This window comes from Pseudoalteromonas sp. OANN1 (genome assembly GCF_024124685.1).
In the GTDB taxonomy this organism is placed as follows: Bacteria; Pseudomonadota; Gammaproteobacteria; order Enterobacterales; family Alteromonadaceae; genus Pseudoalteromonas; species Pseudoalteromonas piscicida.
In genome coordinates this window covers 115192-135466 of sequence record NZ_JAMXSE010000002.1, presented here as the reverse complement: position 1 = coordinate 135466, position 20275 = coordinate 115192, and the positions used below count along the sequence as shown (strand labels likewise).

Sequence of the window (20275 nt, the reverse complement as noted above, 5' to 3'; positions counted from 1 at the left end):
TGTTACGCTCTCGCTGTGGACACAACACTGTTGTCTTCTCCAAAGCCGTTGGGCACATAATCATCTGCTTGATGATCATTGTCCCAGACTTCACCATCAATCAAATATCTGAAGTGGTAATCTTTGTCGGTTGGTAAACGGTGTTTGAGCTTGAACGCACTGTCTTTTTTGATGAATTTCATCGGCTCGGGTTGCCAATCATTAAAATCACCAGCAAGTTCCACCGTTTTCGCTTCTGGGTGTGAAAATGAAAATGTAATTTCTGCTTCGTCTTTTGTTTTGAAAAACCGTTTAGTGAGCATATAACCCCCGTTTACCTTTTGTGAGTCCTTATTTCACAGCGACGTACGCTAATACTGCAAACGACTGGTAACTGTGTACGATTTATGTCGAGCATATTGAAATTTAAGTGAAACTAGATGACAACTCACCGTTCGCTTTAAAAATCAACAGCCCTAAGTACAGCAAACAAATATTGAGTTTGTATGACAGTACAAATTTGGTGCAATTTTGCACCGCTTTGGCGCAATCTAAATCAGATAAGCAGTGATTTCAGTTTGCTATGAGTTCCTTGCAATCACTGAGCCAATCACATTAAGAGTCAACAAGAAAGCTAGTTAAGAATGGTTATCATGTAAAGTGAATTTAACTAATAATTGATCCCGCTCATATAAAGCAGTCTGCAAAGTGAAATTTTTAGTACTTTTGCACGATGAAGTTTGCAACTGAATGCTAAAGTGTGTAAAAAACTAGGTTAGCAACTATAATTTCAGATTACATTTTTTGCGATGAAGGTCGCATCTACGTATTATTACTCCGTAATATGCAAGAGTCTGAATTACTAAGGAAAGCCTATTCATGCCAAACGCGATAAGACTAACAAGTACCCTATTTCTGGGCACATTATTTGTTGTCATATTGCTGCATCTATCTTTTAAGGCTCACGTGCTTGAGCTGATCGCTATAACCCCGGCAAATGAGCACCTTACAGCATCAATGGTATCACCTTGGTATTCCCCACTACTGCACGGTTTGAACTTTGCAGCAAGCGGAAACCACACTTATGTTGCGGTAGAATCAACACTCGGAATACCCAAATATTTGGATGTAAGTACAGTTTGGTATGCCGTATTTACTTCTCCAATCACTCTCATTTCAATTGCAACTTTACTCGCGATTGTTGCGTATCTTTTTAAAGCAGAGCGCCGCTACCGTAATCAAGATGAAGATATCAGCGAGGTGAATAAGGACGTAGGTGGAATATTGACGCGTTTAGAGGTCGACAGTGCGCCACTGCACCATAAGTCCTCTCTTGCCAAGCTCAGCCATGCGATCCACGATTTGTCTAGCCATCTTGCACGCGTAAAACGCCATTCAGAGTCTCAAATTTTTCAAGACAAGCTCACAAAGCTTATAGATAGACATGCATATATTGACCATATTGAGGCAAAGTTAAAGCAAGCTGAGTTGGCGCAACAAAAATGTGGCCTGCTATTTATTGATTTGGACGGCTTTAAGCAGGTCAACGATTCCTTTGGCCACAGTTTTGGCGACGAAATTCTGATCCAAGTTGCTGCTCGGCTCGCAAAAGTGGTTCGCCAATATGGTTTAGAAGATTGCCACCCTATTCATGGCCTTGAACAAAACCTTTCAAGACTCGGCGGCGATGAATTTTCGCTATTTATTCCCAAATTAAACAATCCAAGCTTGTGCACAGAAATCGCCCAGTCCATTCTTAGTGATATAGAGCGTGATTTCTTACTTGGCAATAAGCTTGTCAAAATTGGAGCAAGTATCGGCATCGCGGTATACCCAGATAGTGCGGCAACACCGAACTCGTTATTACAGATGGCTGATGTTGCCATGTACAGAGCAAAAACGGATGGTCGTGGAATTTTTAAAGTTTATTCCCCCGAAATGGGGTCGAAAATGCGACGTTATCATTACCTATTGGAAGAGTTACGACTCGCTATCTCTGCGCAAAGCTTTTATCTGTCATTCCAACCGATAGTGCATGTTGAAGATTGTGCTATTGACTATTTTGAGGCGCTTATTCGCTGGAACCATCCGATAGAAGGGCAAATTCCACCGGCCGAATTTATTCCAATTGCAGAGGAGTCTAATTTAATTTTAGAGCTTGGTGATTGGATCCTACTTGAGTCGTGTAGGCAAATGTGTGCATGGCATAATGCAGGGATGAAAAAGGTAAAAATCTCAGTTAACGTTTCTGGAATACAACTAAAACACAGAAAGGTCTTTGAATGGGTAAATGCGGCCCTAGAAAAAACCGGTCTACCAGCCACTGCTTTGATGCTGGAGATCACGGAATCCACTCTTATCAAGGCCAGCAATGAAACGATTTCACAATTGCAACAATGCCGAGATGCAGGAATAAGTGTCGCAATAGACGACTTTGGAACAGGTTTTAGCTCGCTAAGCACCCTCGCCGATTTACCTATCGATGTGATAAAAATCGATAAACTGTTTATTACTCAAGCCAATAGCAACCCTAAGTATCGTAAGATCCTCAATTCCATCAGTGAACTTGGGCAGCAGTTAGAATTAAAGATTGTTGCCGAGGGCGTTGAACAAACCGAACAATTTGAGCTAGTTAAAAACTTAGGAATTAGCTGTGTACAGGGGTATTTAGTGAGTCGGCCTGAAAGCTCAAATAATGTGGGTAGCAAAGTGTTAAATGGCAATGTGAATCATATTGCAGCCACTGGCACCAGCATTTGGTTACCAGAGCAAGTTGGGTAGCTGCTGTTAATAGTTAAGCGAAAAAAGTTAGCTATATACTGCACCTTCCACGCTAGGAAACCTATTATGCTATAAGTTGGGTGCTTGGCAAATCGTGATGAACGCCCACAGTATTTAATCTGAACCAAGGTAAGGTTATTTATCGCTTAAATTTGGTTTCTAGGATAACCGACGAATTGGTACGCTCAATCCCCTCTAAATTACCGATTTCATCTAGCAGATGACTCAACTGCTCCAAACTCTGTGCTTCAACAATAGCAATCAAGTCATATTCCCCACTAATGGCATAGAGTGCAGAAACATTTGGCAACTGCTGCAATGCTAAATTCGCCTTTGTAGTGAGTTTTTGTTTTACCTTAATAGAAACGTGTGCCGATACTAAATCGTCCATATACTGCTCAGCAAACTCTACGCGATAGCCTTTAATTACGCCATTTTGCTCTAATTTTGCGATACGATTTTGTACTGTGGTTCTGGAAAGGTCTAACTTACGTGCCAACTCAGAGATGCTCTCTCGTGCGTTATTACGCAACAGTGCAATGAGCTTTTCGTCTTGTGAACTAATCATTTTGCAATTTAACCATGTTAATTTGACATAAATGATAGCAAATATGTGAATTATTGCACTGCAAATTATTACAAAAGCGCGTAATAATGAAGAAATAGCAAGTTGGCTGTGAGCAGAACAACAAGTAAACAGCTTCTGCACGACAGTAATACCGCAAAATGATAACAATTTAGGAGAAAGCGTCATGCAAGCAAATCGCGAATTATTCGATGAAGTCATGGTTCCAAACTACAACCCGTCAGCCGTTATTCCAGTTAAAGGCCAAGGCTCTCGCGTATGGGATCAGACAGGTAAAGAGTTCATCGATTTTGCAGGCGGTATCGCCGTAAACTGTCTAGGCCATTGTCATCCTGCGCTCGTCTCTGCACTTAGAGAACAAGGCGAAAAAATTTGGCACTTATCAAATGTGATGACCAACGAGCCGGCGCTTCGCCTTGCCAAAAAGTTAACTGATGCAACGTTCGCAGAAAAAGTCTATTTCGCAAACTCAGGCGCTGAAGCAAACGAGGCGGCACTTAAACTTGCGCGTCGTTGGGCTCTGGATAAATTTGGTGCAGAAAAAACGCAAATTATCGCATTCAACAAAGGCTTCCATGGTCGCACTTTCTTCACGGTAACGGTTGGTGGTCAAGCAGCCTATTCTGATGGTTTTGGTCCAAAACCTGCTGATATCACTCATATCGACTATAACGATTTAGCTGCATTTGAAAAAACAATCTCAGACAATACTTGCGCAGTCATGATGGAACCGCTTCAAGGTGAAGGCGGGATTATTTCTCCAAATGCTGAGTTTGTCCAAGCTGTGCGCGAACTATGTGATAAACACAACGCGCTACTTATTTTTGATGAAGTACAAACGGGTGTTGGCCGAACTGGTGATCTATATGCTTATCAAGGACTGGGTGTAACACCTGATATCCTTACTAGCGCAAAAGCACTAGGTGGCGGTTTCCCTATTGGCGCTATGCTTACCACCACTGAAATTGCAGCTCACCTTAAAGTCGGCACCCATGGCTCAACTTATGGTGGTAATCCACTAGCATGCGCGGTAGCGGAAGCTGCATTTGACACAGTAAATACAGAATCGGTGTTAGCTGGCGTAAAAGCCAAAGAGCAACTATTCAGAGATGGTCTAAATGCCATTAACGACAAATACAATGTATTTTCTGAAGTGCGCGGTAAAGGTCTTCTTCTAGGTGCAGTGCTCAATGACAAATTTGAAGGCCGTGCACGCGACTTCCTGGTAGCAAGTGCAGAGCACGGTTTAATGTCGTTAGTTGCTGGCACTAACGTAGTTCGTTTTACGCCTTCTCTTGTGATCACTGATGAAGAGATCCAAGAAGGTCTAGCACGCTTTGAACAAGCGGTTGCTGCAGTAGTAAACGGCTAAGGAGCTGGGGACCTCGGTCTCCTCTTTCTCATGTTAGTATTAAGACCAATACAAAAAACTGACTTCGACGCGCTAAAAACCATTGCGGTTGAATCTGGCCATGGGTTTACCTCACTGCCAGTAGATGACGAATTGTTGTCTAATAAAATTAACCGCTCAGTTGAAAGCTTTGCAAAGTCAGTGTCAAAACCATACGACGAAGGCTATTTGTTCGTCCTTGAAGACACACAAACGGGCGAAATTATAGGCACCACTGCGATTGAAGCTGCGGTAGGTATGTCTGTGCCTTTATATCACTATCATCTTGGCAAAACAGTACATCACTCAAGAACTTTGGGTGTCTATAATACCGTTGATATTCTGTCGATGTGTAACGACTACACCGGAAGCTCTGAGATCTGCACGCTATTTTTACGTGAAGGTCATCGCCAAGGGTTAGCTGGTCGCTTTCTTTCAAGAAGCCGTTTCTTATTTATGGCAGAACATGCTGAGCGCTTTAGCGATACCGTTATTGCAGAAATGCGTGGTGTAAGTGACGAACATGGCCATTCGCCATTTTGGCAGTGGCTGCAAGAACACTTTTTTAGCATTGAATTTCCGCAAGCAGATCACTTGGTCGGTCTCGGGGACAAAGTGTTTATTTGTGAACTTATGCCCAAGTATCCCATCTATGCAAATCTACTAAGTCCAGAAGCACAAGCTGTGATAGGTAAAGTGCACGAGAAAACCAAGCCTGCTTTGCGTTTATTACAAAAAGAAGGGTTTGAACACCGTGGCTATGTTGACTTGTTCGACGCAGGTCCAACGGTAGAAGCCAAGCTAGACAACATTAGAACGGTTAGAGAGTCGTTTAAAGGTGAGGTTGAAATAGTCGCTTCACTACCAGACAAGCTCCCTAGCCTTGCTATTTCAAATGGTCGATTAGACGCGTTTAAAGCCACGTTTACCGATCAGGCATACCTCTGCGAAGCAGAAGAAAAAATTCAGCTGACCGCAGAGGTAGCTAATGCGCTTGATGTCACTCAAGGTGAACTGATAAACGCATTTAAACTATAGATTTCAATGTCGTGCTGATACCAATTGGTATAACGTTTAACAAGCTGTCACCAAGACAAAAAATTAGGAAACCATTATGCACAACAACGTAGATACACTATTTGAACACCTGTGGGATAACTACCTAGAAGTAACACCTTCTGCCGTTAAAGTTCATGAACTTCTCGGCTCAACGCAAAAAGACGACGTGATCAATGACCACATTGCATTGCGTACCTTTAATATTGAAAAAGTAGGCCTAGAAAAGCTCGCTGCACATTTTAAAGCTGTGGGTTATACAGAGTGTGGCGAATACCACTTTGAAGCGAAAAAGCTATATGCTAAGCACTATGAACACCAAGATCCAACTAAACCAAAGGTGTTTATCTCTGAGCTGCTCGTTGAAAAATGTTCAGAAGAACTACAAGCTATCGTTAAAGACATGGTTGAGCAAATCGACGAGTCAGCAGTAACAGCTGAAAACTTCCTGTATTCTGGCACCCACTGGCGTGTTTCTCATGAGACATACAAAAAGCTACTCGCTGAGAGCGAGTATGCCGCATGGATGTCTGCATGGGGCTACCGTGCAAACCATTTCACGGTAAGCATCAACTACCTGAAGAACTTCACCACAATTGAAGCTGTAAACCAAGCGCTCAAAGACAACGGTTTTGAACTAAACACCTCTGGCGGCGAAATCAAAGGCTCTCCGGAAGTGTTACTAGAGCAATCTTCGACGCTTGCTGATCATCAAAACGTACAGTTTAACGATGGTGAATTTAGCATTCCAAGCTGCTTCTATGAGTTTGCTCTGCGTTATGCCAAGCCTGACGGCGAGATCTATACTGGTTTTGTTGCAGCTTCTGCTGACAAAATCTTTGAAAGTACTAACGCAAGATAATCGCGTTTAAAATCAGTGCTTGCCTAAGCACTCTGCCCAAATTGTAAAGCAGCCTTTATGGCTGCTTTTTTAGTTAATATTAGCCACAACTCCAATCAAACTCGCGGTTTACCAAATCAAGCATACCTATCCCTCCGCCAAAGTTATGCCCACCTAAGATCTCTTCGAATTCAATGTAGTAAGGTGTAAGAAAATCTGGGATCCCTTGACCGTTTAAACTCGTCCCGCCTAAATGGTTTGGCGAAACACTCTCTAACCACTCAGGGTCGCCTTCGTACAGGTCAATATAACCTGTATCTTCATATTCGCTGGGCGTCTTGCCCGCATTAGGATCACTAGGGTTGGCAACAAGCGCAATTGCACGGTTAAAACTCAGTGCTTCTGGGGGAATTCCACCAAGCTCGCGATATATTTGGTACTCTTCAGCTGGCAAACTGAGGTACTGGGAATAGTTCATTTTCCAAAAGCAACTCGCCCCACCCTCGACTAGCCATTCAGGAACGCAAACATCATCTTCAAAATGCCGCTCAATAATAGTTGGCGGTGAACAGAGCTCGCCGTAAAACTCAGCTTCACTAAGCAGGAGCGTTGCGTAATAACAATCTAGCGTATCCGCTGCAAACTTACAGCTAGGATGAACAGTTTGCATCGCCTGCCAAAAGGGTTCGAATAGCGGTTCATCTGGCGACTGCTCAGCAAATAACGCCACTTCTAACCCTTCAATATATTCGGGTCCGCCATCATTATGCTCAACCGCGATTGCAAAAAAGCTAACCGCATACGCATTCTCATCAGTGCGATAGCCCTCTGGCAATTTTAGTGTAAAGCTGTGCTTTAGCGGATAACCGGTATGTGGGTCAAGCGGCCATTGATTGGCTTTAATTCCGGGGGGCAAACCAAATACCCAGCCATCAAAGCGTGTTTTATCGTCAATGGATTGTTTCAATATTTCGATATTATAAGCATTCATTACTATCTCCTTATTAAATAACGTTGCTTACTCGTAAGTTAGGGCCTGTTTATCTTTCAAGTTTGTTTTTGCAGCAGCAAGGATCAACAGACCCTAGTATAAAAGTATTAACCCCACAGTTGAAATAGGTACTTAGACTTTTACAGTGTTTGAGACACTTAAAAATATTGCTTATATTCATTACCTGTTGATGAAGAGTCAGTAGGATTAGACAAGGATACTAGTTATGAATTATTTTGGAACGTTTGGTTCAACAGAAGAAGAGGCGCTTAACCTTCTCATGCCTGTTGTCGACAATGCTTTGAAAGCGCATGAGAGAGGAAACTATCAAGCATATTTATCTGTAATAACCGCCGACTTAGCCAAAAAGGTTTCTGAGGAGGGATTTTTACGGGCATACCGTGAAATCGCGCCGCAGCTTGGCCGCTTAAAATCCAAAACCTTGTTAGCGTCTCTTCGAAGAGGTCAGGATCCAATGCTGATATTTGCAGCGAAATACGAGAACACGCAAGACGATATCGTAATTAATATCACATTTAAAAACGCGACTACCCCGCCTTTAATTGCATGGATGTGGATTGAATAGTCCTTCGGTTCAAAGGCTTAGATTAAAACTTATAGGAGGATCGTTTCCGGTTTGCTTCACACTTGTGTAATAACATGTATAACCCTTAACAGTCGGTTATTAGGACGAGTAAGTGAAAACAGTGACAGGAAATGGTAACCCCTCAACAAAATTAGACTGTATCAGTCACCTAAAGCGATAACTTTGGCAGTAGACACCGCGGATATTTTCACTCCAAAACTGGAGATATTTGGCAGTGTGGCATTATGGTGTATTCTTATTTGTTCACCTGACATGTGCTTTTTGCAATGTGTGGTATGGGCATCCGCCACTAATGTAACTGCATAACCCAAACCCGCGGCTCGCCGACTCGTTGTATCAACACAAAACTCTGTAGCATAACCACAAACATAAATATGTTGAGCTCCATGTTCTTCAAGTATGTTAGACAGATTTGTGTTTAAAAATGAATCAGGGGTGGTTTTACGCACGAACAGATCATTGGCGTCAACTTGAAGTACCGATTGTAATTGCCAACCTTCACTACCATACTCAATCGCAGTACCGCTTTGCTCATGTTGAATATAGATCACCGGCATGCCTTGCTTTCGAGCCCAATCTGTCACTAAGTTAATTCGGCTTAACACCTCTTCACTTGCATACGGTTTGGGCTCTGGGTCGAATAAAAGGCACTGTACATCAATTACCAATACTGCAGATTTCATAGCATACTCTTTTTGGGCATAATCTTGCTTATAAATTCAAAAGCCGCCAACACCTTGAACAGCATTCATTCTTTCAAAGGGTTGTAGTGCCCAAACAATATAAATTACAAGCGTTATATTGTCATTTTAATATTTATACATTGGTCTTACTGCCACATTAGCTATGTCTCAATACAGCTAAACAAGTTATGATAAATGTGTATGCAAAGAACTTATGGATAGCACACTTATGGACAAGATTGATCATCAGATATTACCCCCTTTAGCGACATTACTATGCTTGGTCATAAGCGGGTGTGACGACCTTGGCCAACAAATAGACGCGCTTACTGGCGAGCAAGACAAACAAGTGCAAGCACTTATTGAGCGCTCAAAAGCCCAAATGGTGTTTGTTGAAGGCGGCAGCTTTATGATGGGCGATGGCGGTGGCCCTAATAACTTGCCTTGGACCATAGCCCGCGATAATAAGCCCGCTCATAAGGTGACCCTTACCAGCTATTCGATGGGCGCTTATGAGGTAAGCTATGGCGATTTTGATTTATATACCGCAGTAAATGACCTACCAAAAACCATGTGGACAAAATGGGATAAAGATGAAATTTGGCGTGCTCCTGAATTCTCTGCGGGGGTGAACTGGTATGATGCCAAGAACTATTGCTTATGGCTGGCAAAACTCACACAACTCCCAATTGATTTACCAACCGAAGCACAGTGGGAATTTGCAGCACGAAACCGTGGTGAAAACATTTTGTTTGCCACCAATACTGGTATGCTTGAACTCGGTGTAAATTACTCTCTCGCCGAAGAGCCTGAACCGCATATTAGTGGCACCTATCCACCTAACCCATTGGGGTTTTATGACTTAAGCGGCAATATGATTGAATGGGTCAATGACTGGTGGGCTGAGGATTACTATCAACACACCCCAGAGCAGGATCCCAAAGGACCAAAAGAAGGCACAAAAAAGGTTATGCGTGGCGGGATGTTTTTAGAGTCTCCCCGTGGCAGTAATGTATATACACGGCAAGAATCTGAAAAATTGGAAAAAGCATATAGAGTTACTGGTTTTCGTTGTGCTCTAAATCAAGCGAAGCCAATTCCTGTTCAATCAGTTAACTAGCTCATTGCCATCGCATTTATCACCGTAAAAGTCAGCGTTTATTCAAACTACTTACTTTATGCTGTCGCGATTTTGATTTCGCCTGTACGCTTGGTATGCTTGAGCTGCACTAAGGATAAATAAGTAACATACGGAAAGTCACCATATGGAAAATAAACGGATACATTCACTCTCCCACTTTGCCAACATTAACTGGCGCGATATTCTTGCCAATCAATACACAACCATTCCCAGCGTTACATTACTGTGTGTGGTAATGACTGGGTGCGACGACCTTGACCAACAAATAGACGCGCTTAATGGCGAGCAAGACAAACAAGTGCAAGCACTTATTGAGCGCTCAAAAGCCCAAATGGTGTTTGTTGAAGGCGGCAGCTTTATGATGGGCGATGGCGGAGGCCCTAATAACTTGCCTTGGACCATAGCCCGCGATAATAAACCCGCTCATAAGGTGACCCTTACCAGCTATTCGATGGGCGCTTATGAGGTAAGCTATGGCGATTTTGATTTATATACCGCAGTAAATGACCTACCAAAAACCATGTGGGAGGATTGGGGTGAAGGGGAAGTTTGGCGCGCACCTGAATTCCCTGCGGGGGTGAGTTGGTATAGTGCAAAAAACTATTGCTTATGGCTCGCTGAGCTAACCCAGCTACCCTTTGATTTACCAACAGAAGCACAATGGGAATTTGCAGCAAGAAACCGTGGCGAGAATATTCTTTTTGCCACAGATAACGGGTGGATAGAAGAAGGCCGGAATTATGAACTAAATACTGATTATGCGGAGCCTTCTGGCACATACCCCGCTAACCCATTAGGATTTTATGATTTAAGCGGCAATATGATTGAGTGGGTCAATGACTGGTGGGCTGAAGATTATTATCAACACTCCCCAGAATTGGATCCCAAAGGGCCTAGCTCGGGAACTAAAAAAGTAAGGCGTGGCGGGATGTTCTTGGAATCACCTCGCGGTAGTAATGTATATACCCGCCAAGAATCTGAAAAATTGGAAAAAGCGTACAGAGTTACTGGTTTTCGTTGTGCTCTAAATCAATCTAATCCCCTAGTTGTGCAGTCAAAGTAACAGCTTTGGCTGCACAACATCTATTACACCATTGCAACAAATGGATTTGTATTGAGCATAGCTACTGCAACAGAACCGGAACGTGCTCGACTTGGTAGTTTACGTCTCCATGCATCAAACTCACGCTGCTGAGCACCTTCTAAAATACTATTAAGCTGAGATAAGCCCTCTTCTCGGCTACATTTTGCGCCGCCCTCTCCCATATGCTGTAATACTTCATCTAACTCTTCAGTACAAAGAATATGCTTAAGTACAATAATAATGGCATTCTCGCGCTGCTCATTTAAGCCAGACCAACTATAGGTACCCGAGTCAATTAAACTCGCTAAATTTGGATTAGCGAGTAAATTTAACATTGCTCCTTTACCCTCAGGTACGGTGAATTTGAGCATTTCTGGTTTCAGCCGTACCCTACCCATAATTTCCCTTGCTTGTTCATGAATAAACACTTTTGTCTGCCACCACTCATCTATATCCTCAGCAGAACCGCCAACAAACTCCATAATATCTTTACCTGTTGCTATATGCATCGCCACAGCTTTGTAGAGCACTTTAAAAGCATCTTCTTGGATAAATGCTAGGTAATCATAATCATTATTTTTAAGCTGGTGATAAACAAATTGGGCAAGCGTGACAATTTCATCTACACCTATCTCACAAACTAATTCTCCGCCAGCACCTACGCCCCAGATAAGTCCCAATTTCGCGCGAAGTATAAACTTTCCGTTTTCATAACCAATAAAACATCCAGCGTGTGCACCGGCGCCAAATGCGCCTTCTGCCTTTCCACCTAGTTTAGCTAGATCACAAAAACTAGATTTACCAGATTTTTCTGGATTATCCCACTGCAAAGCACCCGTTAACTCACAGCCTGCCGATACCCCAGCAAATGCGCTGAGCTCACCTTTTACAGGTTCAAACTTGCGATCGGCACGGCTAAGTGCTTTTACTTGTTCAGGGGTTAACCCCTCAAGCATCATTTTACCTTGCTTTACTGTACAGCCTACATTTGCCGCCGCTTGTAATTTAGCACCTGCATAGCCAAAAAAGGCAATGGTCGCATTTAATCGGATCGCGCCTAAGTTTATCTCACGCTCTTTGGTCGTATTTTTAAGCGGCATCATAAACTTAAATTCATAGCCCTTTTTATTAGGGTAGTAACCACTCATTGCAGCTTTTGCTTCACCGACAGCAAAATCGACTTTGCCATCCGCTTGAAATGAAAAGACACCATCCTTTGGGCTAAAGTTTGCAGCAATGCCTGCACCATGGGTGTAGCGCATTAATCGCGCCTCTGCACTGGCATCAAAATAGTCGCTTTTTTCAAACCTTTTTATATTTAGATCTTTATTAAGCTCCCTAGCCCATTCGCCCCATATGGTTGTATACGTGTCGACGAGCTTCTTATCATACTTAAAATTGACCTTTAGCTTGCTCAAATCATTTTTAAGCGCTTTGTTCAGTTTCTTACGGTCTAAGTTGCCATTCGCATCGCTAAAACGACGACCGTTTCGAATGTCCGTATCAATTTTGTAGCGTCTAAAGTGGTTGGCCATTTTATCACTACGCACATAGGTATACTTTCGGCCTTTAAAGCCAATGACTTCGGTAATTTTATTAGCGGTAGGGCCTGAAACAAGTGGTTTTAAAGTCTCGTTTAACGCCTTTTTGGCATCAATTACTTTATCATCTTGCTTCGAGAGGTCTTGTTGTCCAGCCAGCGCTTGCTTTAACTGCTCCATGGGAGGGTTAAGTACTTCCATTTCTTGCTCTAAAATATCGGCAAGTGACTGGGTGACTGCTATAAAGCTGTTATCTTCTGGAATATATAAAAAGCCAATAATTTCCAGTTGGTCTTCGGATTCTTCAACCGAAAAACTCACTGAGTGCGTCGCACCTCCGGCTTCAGCGGTTAATGTGTATTCCCCCGCCACAAGCGGTAGCGCCAACTCCCAATCGTAGCCTCTGTCTGGTAGATATTTGCCATTCACTTGCTCCAATATGGCTGATTTTGAACCCGACGTTGGTCCTTTCCAGATTAGGTTAACGCTATTGCTGTTATAAAATTGCCCTTTAACGAGTACATCAAAGCCGGTATTCACCCTGACTTTATCACCCGCTTTGGGAGGATTTTTTATAGTAAACTGAGGATGGTTGAAGCCATATATACGGCTTTCATTCGGTGTGCCAGTATACTGCTCGACAACACTCGCGGCAGTTTCTCCCGGCCCTAATACATGATTTGCAAAACGTCTTTTAGTAGCTTGGTTTTGCTCTAATTTTACGATTTGCTTTGGATTTGGTTGACCAATAATGACAGATGGCGCAATAGTATCTATGGGTTGTGCTGTACTTTCTAGCTTAGTGGGTGTTTTTTTAATGCCAGCGTTACTCTTACCCATTGACGGTCGCGTTGTACCTACTCCTTGGCTACTATTGAAGCCCACACCATCATTTTTTGAGGCATCGCTTGTAGCAGCATATTTAACTGCAGCACCTAAATGTGCACCGTTTTGGCTTAACTCTCCCGCCCCACCCGAGAAGCCTTTACTGCCACCAGAACTGAGCTGACCTTCCACGTTAGCCTCAAGCGTTGACTTTTTAATAAACGCAAAGATCTCCTTTATATTGCCTTGCGAAACCGTTTTGAGACGTTGTGCTTGGTTATTTGAAATAACAAGTAGTTGTCTATCGTCATGATGATGAAGTCCCCCATGCCAGTAACGAGCGTCTTTTGGATCAATACGTATATAGTCAGTGTGATGGGGGTTAAGTGCTTTAAGAATGATGGTGGGCACTTTAGCCATCGGCAACCTGGTTGGTTGTGCCGAATTTTTTACGTCTGAATCTGACTGAAAAAGTGAATCATCGAATGTACCTTGCTGTGCGTCTTGCACAAGCGCAGGCCACTTGTCAAAAGGCTTCATGCCAATCCTTCCTTGTTTATTCCGGTTGTTCCTCATCAATGCAATTTGCTACTCACCAATGAGCGCGAGATATTATTCGGGGTAGATTTTATACCGATGGAGTCAGTTATTCAATCAAGGAAAAATTTTGCCATTTACCTGTTCTAAATGATGAGAAATTTTTAACGCCGTTAGCGCCTGATTATCTCCCTCAAATTAAGGAAGTGTAAGACAAAATGGTATGACATATCATTGTCAAAAAGTCCCTGTAGAGTTTAATCTAGGTTACTCTAACACGCTCAAAAGTTAGTTGGTGCGGTAATATTTTCGCGTTGAAAAGCACTTTGATAGCAACAGGGCCAACTTAACCAAAGGCGATTAAAGGAGTTAGCATGACCAGTTATGTATCAGAAATAAAGGCGCTGAATCGTGGGCTAAGTGTAAAGCCTCCCATGACACACCCCGCTATTGATTCAAAAAAACACTACAAAAGCGAGTTAAAGTACTGGCAAACCCAACTATTACATGTGCAACAAGCCTATTTTCATCAAGGGAAGCGCGCTATTTTAGTGTTTGAAGGCTGGGATGCGGCTGGTAAAGGAGGCGCTATTCGCCGCATGACAGAAAAGCTCGATCCACGCGGCGTTAAGGTTTACCCAATCGCAAAACCAACGCCTGAGGAACAAGGCCGGCATTACTTATACCGCTTTCAAACTAAGCTACCACCTCGGGGCACTATGACTATTTTTGACCGTTCATACTACGGCCGAGTGTTGGTAGAACGGGTTGAAGCATTTGCTAGTGAGCAAGAGTGGCGCCGCGCCTATCAAGAAATCAATGAATTTGAGCGTCTGCTGACGGATGATAATGTCCGCATCGTTAAGCTATTTTTACACATTAGCGAAGACGAACAACTCAAACGCTTTACAGAGCGTTTAAATAATCCGTATAAGCGCTGGAAACTAACGGAAGAAGATATTCGCAACCGCCAAAAGCGACAAGATTATGAGCAAGCAATTGATGATATGTTTGCTAAAACCGATACGAATTTAGCGGGATGGCATTTGATCCTCGCGGAACATAAATGGTATGCCCGCGTACAAGTGATGAAAACCATTGTCGAAGCACTAAGCAAGGGGGTTGATATTAGTCCCCCACCTATCGATAAAGCCGTTGTAAAACTGGCAAAATCTCAATTGGGTATTGTTCAAAGGGAGGACTAATCCATGAATCGTCACGACTATCTTGCATCTTACTTTAATGAGCGTGAAGGCATTCACGTAAGCAATGAGTGCAGTAAATTCGACAAAATGAGACTCAGTCCATTTCGGTTCTTCCGTGGTAGTGCCGCGCTTATGTATAAGGACTTACTGGAGCAACAACTACAGTTACCTGAAGCGGCCACCATCCTGCCACTCACCTACGTAATGGGCGATTGTCATACGGGCAATTTTGGCTTTCATAGTGAAGAAGGCAGCCACGGCGATACCCTAATTTTTGAACCTAATGACTTCGATGATGCCTGCGTCGGACACGCTGTGTGGGACCTGTTTCGCTTTTTAGTGAGTTTACCGCTTACCCAACTAGAAGGTGGCCGTATTCAAGAACAAGCACAGGATATTAAAGACAGAAGTAAACCTTTGGTTAGTAAAGAGCTAGTTGCCCAAGCACAATTGGACTTTTTACACAGCTACCTAAAAGCTTGTCAGTTGTCGCTGGAACATAAGGTCGATAGCAACACAGGCTTAACCGAGTTTGATAATAACCATATATTACATAAACGATGGCAAAAAGGGTTGCAAAGAATGGCGGGGGGCGCCGCGTTTACGATTAAAAGTACACTTGCTAAGGAAATCGACCTCAGCATTAAACCGCTACGTTTTCGCGAAGACAAACTGAAGTTTAAGCAACTTGACCCCGATTTAAAAGAAAACCTTATTCATCACTTTGCGCCCTATGTTGATGACGAAATTTTAGATTGTGTTGAGCGTATCGACCAAGGCACAGGCTCATTGCATCTGAGCAGATATTATTTGTTGGTTGGCCCAAACGTACAAAAGCCCACTAAAGATATTTTGCCGCTATGCCACATTGTGGAGGTAAAACAACAGCAACTCGCTTCGCCTCTTGCTTACTTTGCAAATTTAAGCCCAGTGAATCGCTTAGATCCCGCACACTTAACCGTCAACAGTCAAAGAAAAATGCAGCGCCGTACCGATCTCATTTTAGATAATGCACTGTGGCAAGGCAGTCACTGGCTGGTACGCTCGCGCCATCATGCTCGCGTTGGTATAGACCCAGAAGACATCACCATTGGTAAGCGTGCAGCGACTAAGTCGGGCTTTAGCCAATATGCAGAAGCTTGCGGTGAAGCCCTTGCCCTTTCACATATGCGAGCAGATAGACGCTCCTTACAATTTCAAGAAGATGCAGTAGCCATTTTGCCTAGTCTCATCGATGAATTGGTCAAATCGGCCAGTCATTACAGCGAACAAGTCGTAGCCGATTGGCGTTGGTTTTGCGAGCAATCCCAGAGCTAAGCAGTTGCGCACTCAACTTGCTTTTGCTTTGGAATGTCTACAATCAGACCATCCTCTGCGATGATGAGTGCATTGCTAAAGTGCAACTTGGCCTCTTCTATAAGAGGCTGCAGCATGCCCTCACCATGATAGCGCACGCTAAAATGAGTGAGCGCGAGCATGGGCACTTGATGCAATTGTGCAAATTGAGCGATGCGCTTGGCATCGCTATGCCCTGTATGAAAGCCCACTTTATGAAGATCTGCAGCGGTAAAGGTAGCTTCATGAACAAGAAAATCGACTCCTTTTATCATCTGCGATAGCAAGCCGGGCTTTTCGTTATCACCACAAATTATTGCAACTCGAGGTTGCCAACTATAAAAACTGTAGTCATCCGAGGTTAAAAGTCGGCCTTGATATTCTACGTCTTGGCCCTTTTGCAATAGGTTGTAGTGGCCGCCAGACGCAATGCCATCTTGCTGAAGTTTGTCTATTTTCAACTTGCGAGGAATGCACTTTTCCGTGAGTTTATAGCCAACACTGGGCACTCTGTGTTGTAGCGCTATGGTTTCGATATCGCAACATTCAAGTTGTAACTTATCGTTTATTTCTTCAAAGGCGATGGTGATTAAGTCAAAACTCAACCTCACCTCTGTCAGTGTAAAACAGCTTTGCACAAACTGAATAACAGCCCTCGGCGCAATTAATTTTAGCGGCGCTTTGCGAGAGTTTAACGCCATGGATGAAATGAATCCGGGTAATCCATAGCAATGATCCCCATGAAGGTGAGTAATACAAATTGCTTCGAGATGATATAGGGTTAACTCACTGTGTAGCAGTGCATGCTGGGTCGCTTCGGCGCAGTCAATTAGTACCCAGGCTTTGGTATTTTCAAAGCTTACTGCCGCTGCCGACATATTACGTTGCTTAGATGGGCTACCTGAAGAAGTGCCAAGAAAATGTACTTTCACGCCAAAACCGTTTACTTTTTAAGTGGGTATACCATTGTAACGAATATATAACGTAATAGCGAAGCGCGCGTGCTCGCCTTGCAACGTAATCTCTAAGGAGAAGATGATGAATTTGATACCTTCGGACAGCATGATCTTAGTGATCGATATTCAAGAAAAATTTCGTCCTCATATTGAGGTATTTGGCGATATCGAGCGCCAAGTAACCACCTTGCTACAAGCTGCAGAACATTTGTCTGTTCCTGCACTGATTTTTGAGCAATATCCCAAAGGACTTGGCCATACAGCACCGAGCTTACTTGAATTTAATCTCCCGGTTATCGAAAAAACCGCATTTAGCGCCTACCACGTTGAATCTTGCAAGCAAGCTATTCAAGAATATAAACGCGACACCATCGTCGTGGTTGGTCTCGAAAGTCATATCTGTGTACAACAAACCGTCAATGACCTGCTTGCGGACAATTTCAACGTGGTGATTGTTGCCGATGGTATTTGCTCACGTAATCCAAAACACACAGATTGGGCGCTAATGCAGATGCAGGCCGATGGCGCACGCTTTTTGGCTTTAGAGTCTATTTTATTTCAGTGGCTAAAATCGGCCAAGAATGAGCAATTTAAGGCAATTTCAGCGTTAGTTAAGTGATCGGCTAGCACAGTGAAAGCGTATTCCAAGTATCGAGGTGAACAATGAAAAATGAATTAGATAGCAAGTTCTTGTTAACGGTGTTCGAGCATATTCAAAAGCACGGTGAAGTAACCGAAGAAGGTAAACGCTATGAGGGCATAGTGGCCTATTCAGATCCAGATGGTTACACCATATACCTGCAAGGCAGTGGCGTGTTACTGCGCTCTGGGTTTCATAATACTTATCACTTGGATTATGAACAAGATAAGCACAAAGACGATTTTATTAAGAAGCTAGATTACATTTTTAAAGAGGCGAATGAGTAGCTTATATCCAAATACCAACCGAGGGCGTCGCATTAGACGTCCCCGCCCTGAAAGCAAACAAACCCGCGCATACGTAAACATGGTAGTCGAAGCGCTTAGGGAAAATCCAAATAAACTCAAGATAATCAAAGATAACTGCGATGAATTTCGCCAGCAACGCTTTTTAAAACGTGGCTTTTTGCTCGCCATTGAACGCTTTGATTGGGTGTTTGCAGTGGACGGTGACGTAGAGCGAATTTGCCAGCAGATCCTCGCTGACGACTACATAGGCAAACGCCTACGCCGTTACCCTTTATTATTTAAGGGTGTGTTAGATGATTAATCTCGTTTGGCTCAAACGTGACTTAAGAGTGTTCGACCATAGACCACTTTACGAAGCGTGTAATAATGGCAGACCAACCCTGATCTTGTATGTTGTTGAGCCCGAATATTGGCAACTCCCCGATACCAGCGAAAGACAATTTCAATTTGTAAAGGAGTCGCTGCTAAGCCTTGCTGAGCAGTTGCAGCTTTTAGGTGGCACGCTGACGATTCGCCAGGGCGATATCATTGAAATACTTGAAAAGATCCATCAGCACATCGCGATCGCAACCCTTTATTGCCATCAAGAAACGGGGAATACATGGACATTTGAGCGCGATTTGCGTGTTATTGCCTGGTGCAAAGAAAGACACGTATCGTATGAAGAATATCGCCAACAAGCCGTATTCAGGGGAAAAGTGAATCGTGATAAGTGGCAACAGCAAGCCGAAGACTGGCTGCAAGGCGACTGTCTACCGACTCCTTCAAAAATTAATCCTCTGCTGCAACAGCACAGTGGCGTTGCACTTTTAAATGACTATCCAGGAAATGACAGCAACTCAGCGCCAAAGCCACAATTAGGTGGACTCAAAGCCGCGCAGCAAACCCTAAATAGCTTTTTTAATCATAGGATAGACAACTATTTATTTGGTATCTCAAGCCCGGTAAAAGCTGTAAACAGTAGCTCCAGACTCAGTCCGTATTTGGCTTATGGCGTGCTTAGTCTCAAAGACGTGTTACATCAAACTCTTGCATTAAATGTTGACTCAAAACGCAATAAGAGCGGTTTTTTATCACGGCTTTACTGGCATAGCCATTTTGTGCAAAAGCTCGAATCAGAACCGCTTTATGCAGAGCGTGCTGTGCATGCATCCTTAATCGATATGCGGGCTAGTGAATTTAATCCGCAACGCTTTGAACTTTGGGCTCACGGCAACACGGGCGTCCCCTTTATTGATGCCTGTATGCGAATGCTGATCACCACAGGCTGGATAAACTTTCGCATGCGCGCCATGTTGATGGCGTTTTCAAGCTATCACCTATGGCTTGATTGGCAACAACCAGCAGCAAGACTTGCCACTCTATTTATAGATTATGAACCTGGGATCCACTATCCTCAGGTACAAATGCAGTCAGGCACTACTGGGATAAATCCGTTTCGCATCTATAACCCCATAACGCAGGGGCAAAAATATGATCCAGAAGGTCAATTCATTCGCCGCTACATCCCTGAGCTTAATCACGTCCCAACGCATTACTTACATACACCATGGTTTTATAACGGCTTAAAAGAAGACCAATATCAGCGGCCTGCTATATTACCCGATGACGCAGCAAAAATTGCCCGTGAAAAAATCTCCGCATTTTATAAGCAACATCTAGATAAAGATGAAACAGGCAGAGTGCTTCACACTCACGCTTCAAGGCGCCGCTCAAGTCGTGGGCGCAAAAAACAAGTAAGTTCTGATAAAAATCAGCTTAAGCTATTCTAACTGTTCCGTTTTTGCAC

At 43.4% G+C, this 20275-nt stretch carries 19 protein-coding genes; 13 read left to right on the top strand and 6 right to left on the bottom strand.

Annotated elements, in window-relative coordinates; genetic code table 11:
• Nucleotides 1-2: 2 nt before the first annotated feature.
• Nucleotides 3-302, bottom strand: coding sequence for an isoamylase early set domain-containing protein (locus tag NH462_RS02655; protein ID WP_010372991.1), 300 nt, complete (start codon nt 300-302; stop codon nt 3-5).
• Nucleotides 303-858: 556 nt separating this feature from the next.
• Between NH462_RS02655 and NH462_RS02650 the strand changes: the two genes are divergently transcribed.
• Nucleotides 859-2760 carry an EAL domain-containing protein gene (locus tag NH462_RS02650; RefSeq protein WP_253103708.1) on the top strand — a complete coding sequence of 634 codons (1902 nt, stop codon included), beginning with the start codon at nt 859-861 and terminating at the stop codon, nt 2758-2760.
• A 139-nt stretch (nt 2761-2899) separates the two neighbouring features.
• Here the strand turns inward: NH462_RS02650 and NH462_RS02645 are convergent, their stop codons facing one another.
• A complete protein-coding gene (locus NH462_RS02645) occupies nt 2900-3328 on the bottom strand; it encodes an Lrp/AsnC family transcriptional regulator (protein WP_010372995.1) in 429 nt (142 codons plus the stop codon).
• A gap of 184 nt (nt 3329-3512) precedes the next feature.
• Here NH462_RS02645 and NH462_RS02640 point away from each other — a divergent pair, with 184 nt between their 5' ends.
• The 3 genes from NH462_RS02640 to NH462_RS02630 all read left to right on the top strand — a co-directional run bounded on the left by NH462_RS02640 (nt 3513) and on the right by NH462_RS02630 (nt 6654).
• Entirely contained in the window at nt 3513-4718 is a 1206-nt protein-coding gene (locus NH462_RS02640) for an aspartate aminotransferase family protein (RefSeq protein ID WP_253103705.1), read from the top strand.
• Between the two features lie 30 nt (nt 4719-4748).
• Nucleotides 4749-5774, top strand: a complete 1026-nt coding sequence (astA, locus tag NH462_RS02635; RefSeq protein WP_010372999.1) for an arginine N-succinyltransferase — start codon at nt 4749-4751, stop codon at nt 5772-5774.
• A gap of 76 nt (nt 5775-5850) precedes the next feature.
• Nucleotides 5851-6654, top strand: coding sequence for a DUF1338 domain-containing protein (locus NH462_RS02630; RefSeq protein ID WP_010373001.1), 804 nt, complete (start codon nt 5851-5853; stop codon nt 6652-6654).
• Between the two features lie 79 nt (nt 6655-6733).
• Here NH462_RS02630 and NH462_RS02625 read toward each other — a convergent pair whose 3' ends face one another.
• The gene (locus NH462_RS02625) at nt 6734-7624 is read right to left on the bottom strand and encodes a hypothetical protein (protein ID WP_010373003.1); all 891 of its coding nucleotides are present in this window, start codon (nt 7622-7624) and stop codon (nt 6734-6736) included.
• A 226-nt stretch (nt 7625-7850) separates the two neighbouring features.
• Here NH462_RS02625 and NH462_RS02620 point away from each other — a divergent pair, with 226 nt between their 5' ends.
• The gene (locus NH462_RS02620; protein ID WP_010373005.1) at nt 7851-8210 is read left to right on the top strand and encodes a hypothetical protein; all 360 of its coding nucleotides are present in this window, start codon (nt 7851-7853) and stop codon (nt 8208-8210) included.
• A gap of 161 nt (nt 8211-8371) precedes the next feature.
• Here NH462_RS02620 and NH462_RS02615 read toward each other — a convergent pair whose 3' ends face one another.
• On the bottom strand, nt 8372-8914 hold the full coding sequence (locus NH462_RS02615) for a cysteine hydrolase family protein (protein ID WP_010373007.1): 543 nt from the start codon (nt 8912-8914) through the stop codon (nt 8372-8374).
• Nucleotides 8915-9143: 229 nt separating this feature from the next.
• Between NH462_RS02615 and NH462_RS02610 the strand changes: the two genes are divergently transcribed.
• Both NH462_RS02610 and NH462_RS02605 read left to right on the top strand, forming a co-directional pair.
• The gene (locus NH462_RS02610) at nt 9144-10034 is read left to right on the top strand and encodes an SUMF1/EgtB/PvdO family nonheme iron enzyme (RefSeq protein ID WP_010373010.1); all 891 of its coding nucleotides are present in this window, start codon (nt 9144-9146) and stop codon (nt 10032-10034) included.
• Nucleotides 10035-10179: 145 nt separating this feature from the next.
• Nucleotides 10180-11118: an SUMF1/EgtB/PvdO family nonheme iron enzyme gene (locus NH462_RS02605; protein ID WP_253103702.1), complete on the top strand. Its 939-nt coding sequence runs from the start codon at nt 10180-10182 to the stop codon at nt 11116-11118.
• Between the two features lie 23 nt (nt 11119-11141).
• Here the strand turns inward: NH462_RS02605 and NH462_RS02600 are convergent, their stop codons facing one another.
• Nucleotides 11142-14045 carry a hypothetical protein gene (locus NH462_RS02600; protein ID WP_253103699.1) on the bottom strand — a complete coding sequence of 968 codons (2904 nt, stop codon included), beginning with the start codon at nt 14043-14045 and terminating at the stop codon, nt 11142-11144.
• A gap of 371 nt (nt 14046-14416) precedes the next feature.
• On the opposite strand from NH462_RS02600, the gene NH462_RS02595 reads away from it, so the two are divergent.
• Nucleotides 14417-15247: a hypothetical protein gene (locus NH462_RS02595; protein ID WP_010373016.1), complete on the top strand. Its 831-nt coding sequence runs from the start codon at nt 14417-14419 to the stop codon at nt 15245-15247.
• 3 nt (nt 15248-15250) lie between these two features.
• Nucleotides 15251-16564, top strand: coding sequence for a DUF2252 family protein (locus NH462_RS02590; protein WP_253103696.1), 1314 nt, complete (start codon nt 15251-15253; stop codon nt 16562-16564).
• Here the strand turns inward: NH462_RS02590 and NH462_RS02585 are convergent.
• Nucleotides 16561-17514 (bottom strand): ribonuclease Z, encoded by a 954-nt coding sequence (locus NH462_RS02585; RefSeq protein WP_253103693.1) that lies wholly within the window; start codon nt 17512-17514, stop codon nt 16561-16563. The two genes, NH462_RS02590 and NH462_RS02585, sit on opposite strands and share 4 nt — an antisense overlap.
• A 103-nt stretch (nt 17515-17617) precedes the next feature.
• On the opposite strand from NH462_RS02585, the gene NH462_RS02580 reads away from it, so the two are divergent.
• From NH462_RS02580 to NH462_RS02565, 4 genes are read left to right on the top strand one after another with little or no spacing between them, the layout of a single operon-like run.
• Nucleotides 17618-18157 (top strand): isochorismatase family protein, encoded by a 540-nt coding sequence (locus tag NH462_RS02580; RefSeq protein WP_223193527.1) that lies wholly within the window; start codon nt 17618-17620, stop codon nt 18155-18157.
• 44 nt (nt 18158-18201) lie between these two features.
• A complete protein-coding gene (locus NH462_RS02575) occupies nt 18202-18465 on the top strand; it encodes a DUF3081 family protein (protein WP_010373027.1) in 264 nt (87 codons plus the stop codon).
• Complete coding sequence (locus NH462_RS02570) at nt 18458-18787, top strand: hypothetical protein (RefSeq protein WP_253103690.1); 330 nt, start codon at nt 18458-18460, stop codon at nt 18785-18787. The genes NH462_RS02575 and NH462_RS02570 overlap by 8 nt, the downstream gene beginning before the upstream one ends.
• Nucleotides 18780-20258, top strand: a complete 1479-nt coding sequence (locus NH462_RS02565) for a deoxyribodipyrimidine photo-lyase (RefSeq protein WP_253103687.1) — start codon at nt 18780-18782, stop codon at nt 20256-20258. The genes NH462_RS02570 and NH462_RS02565 overlap by 8 nt, the downstream gene beginning before the upstream one ends.
• Nucleotides 20259-20275 lie beyond the last annotated feature (17 nt).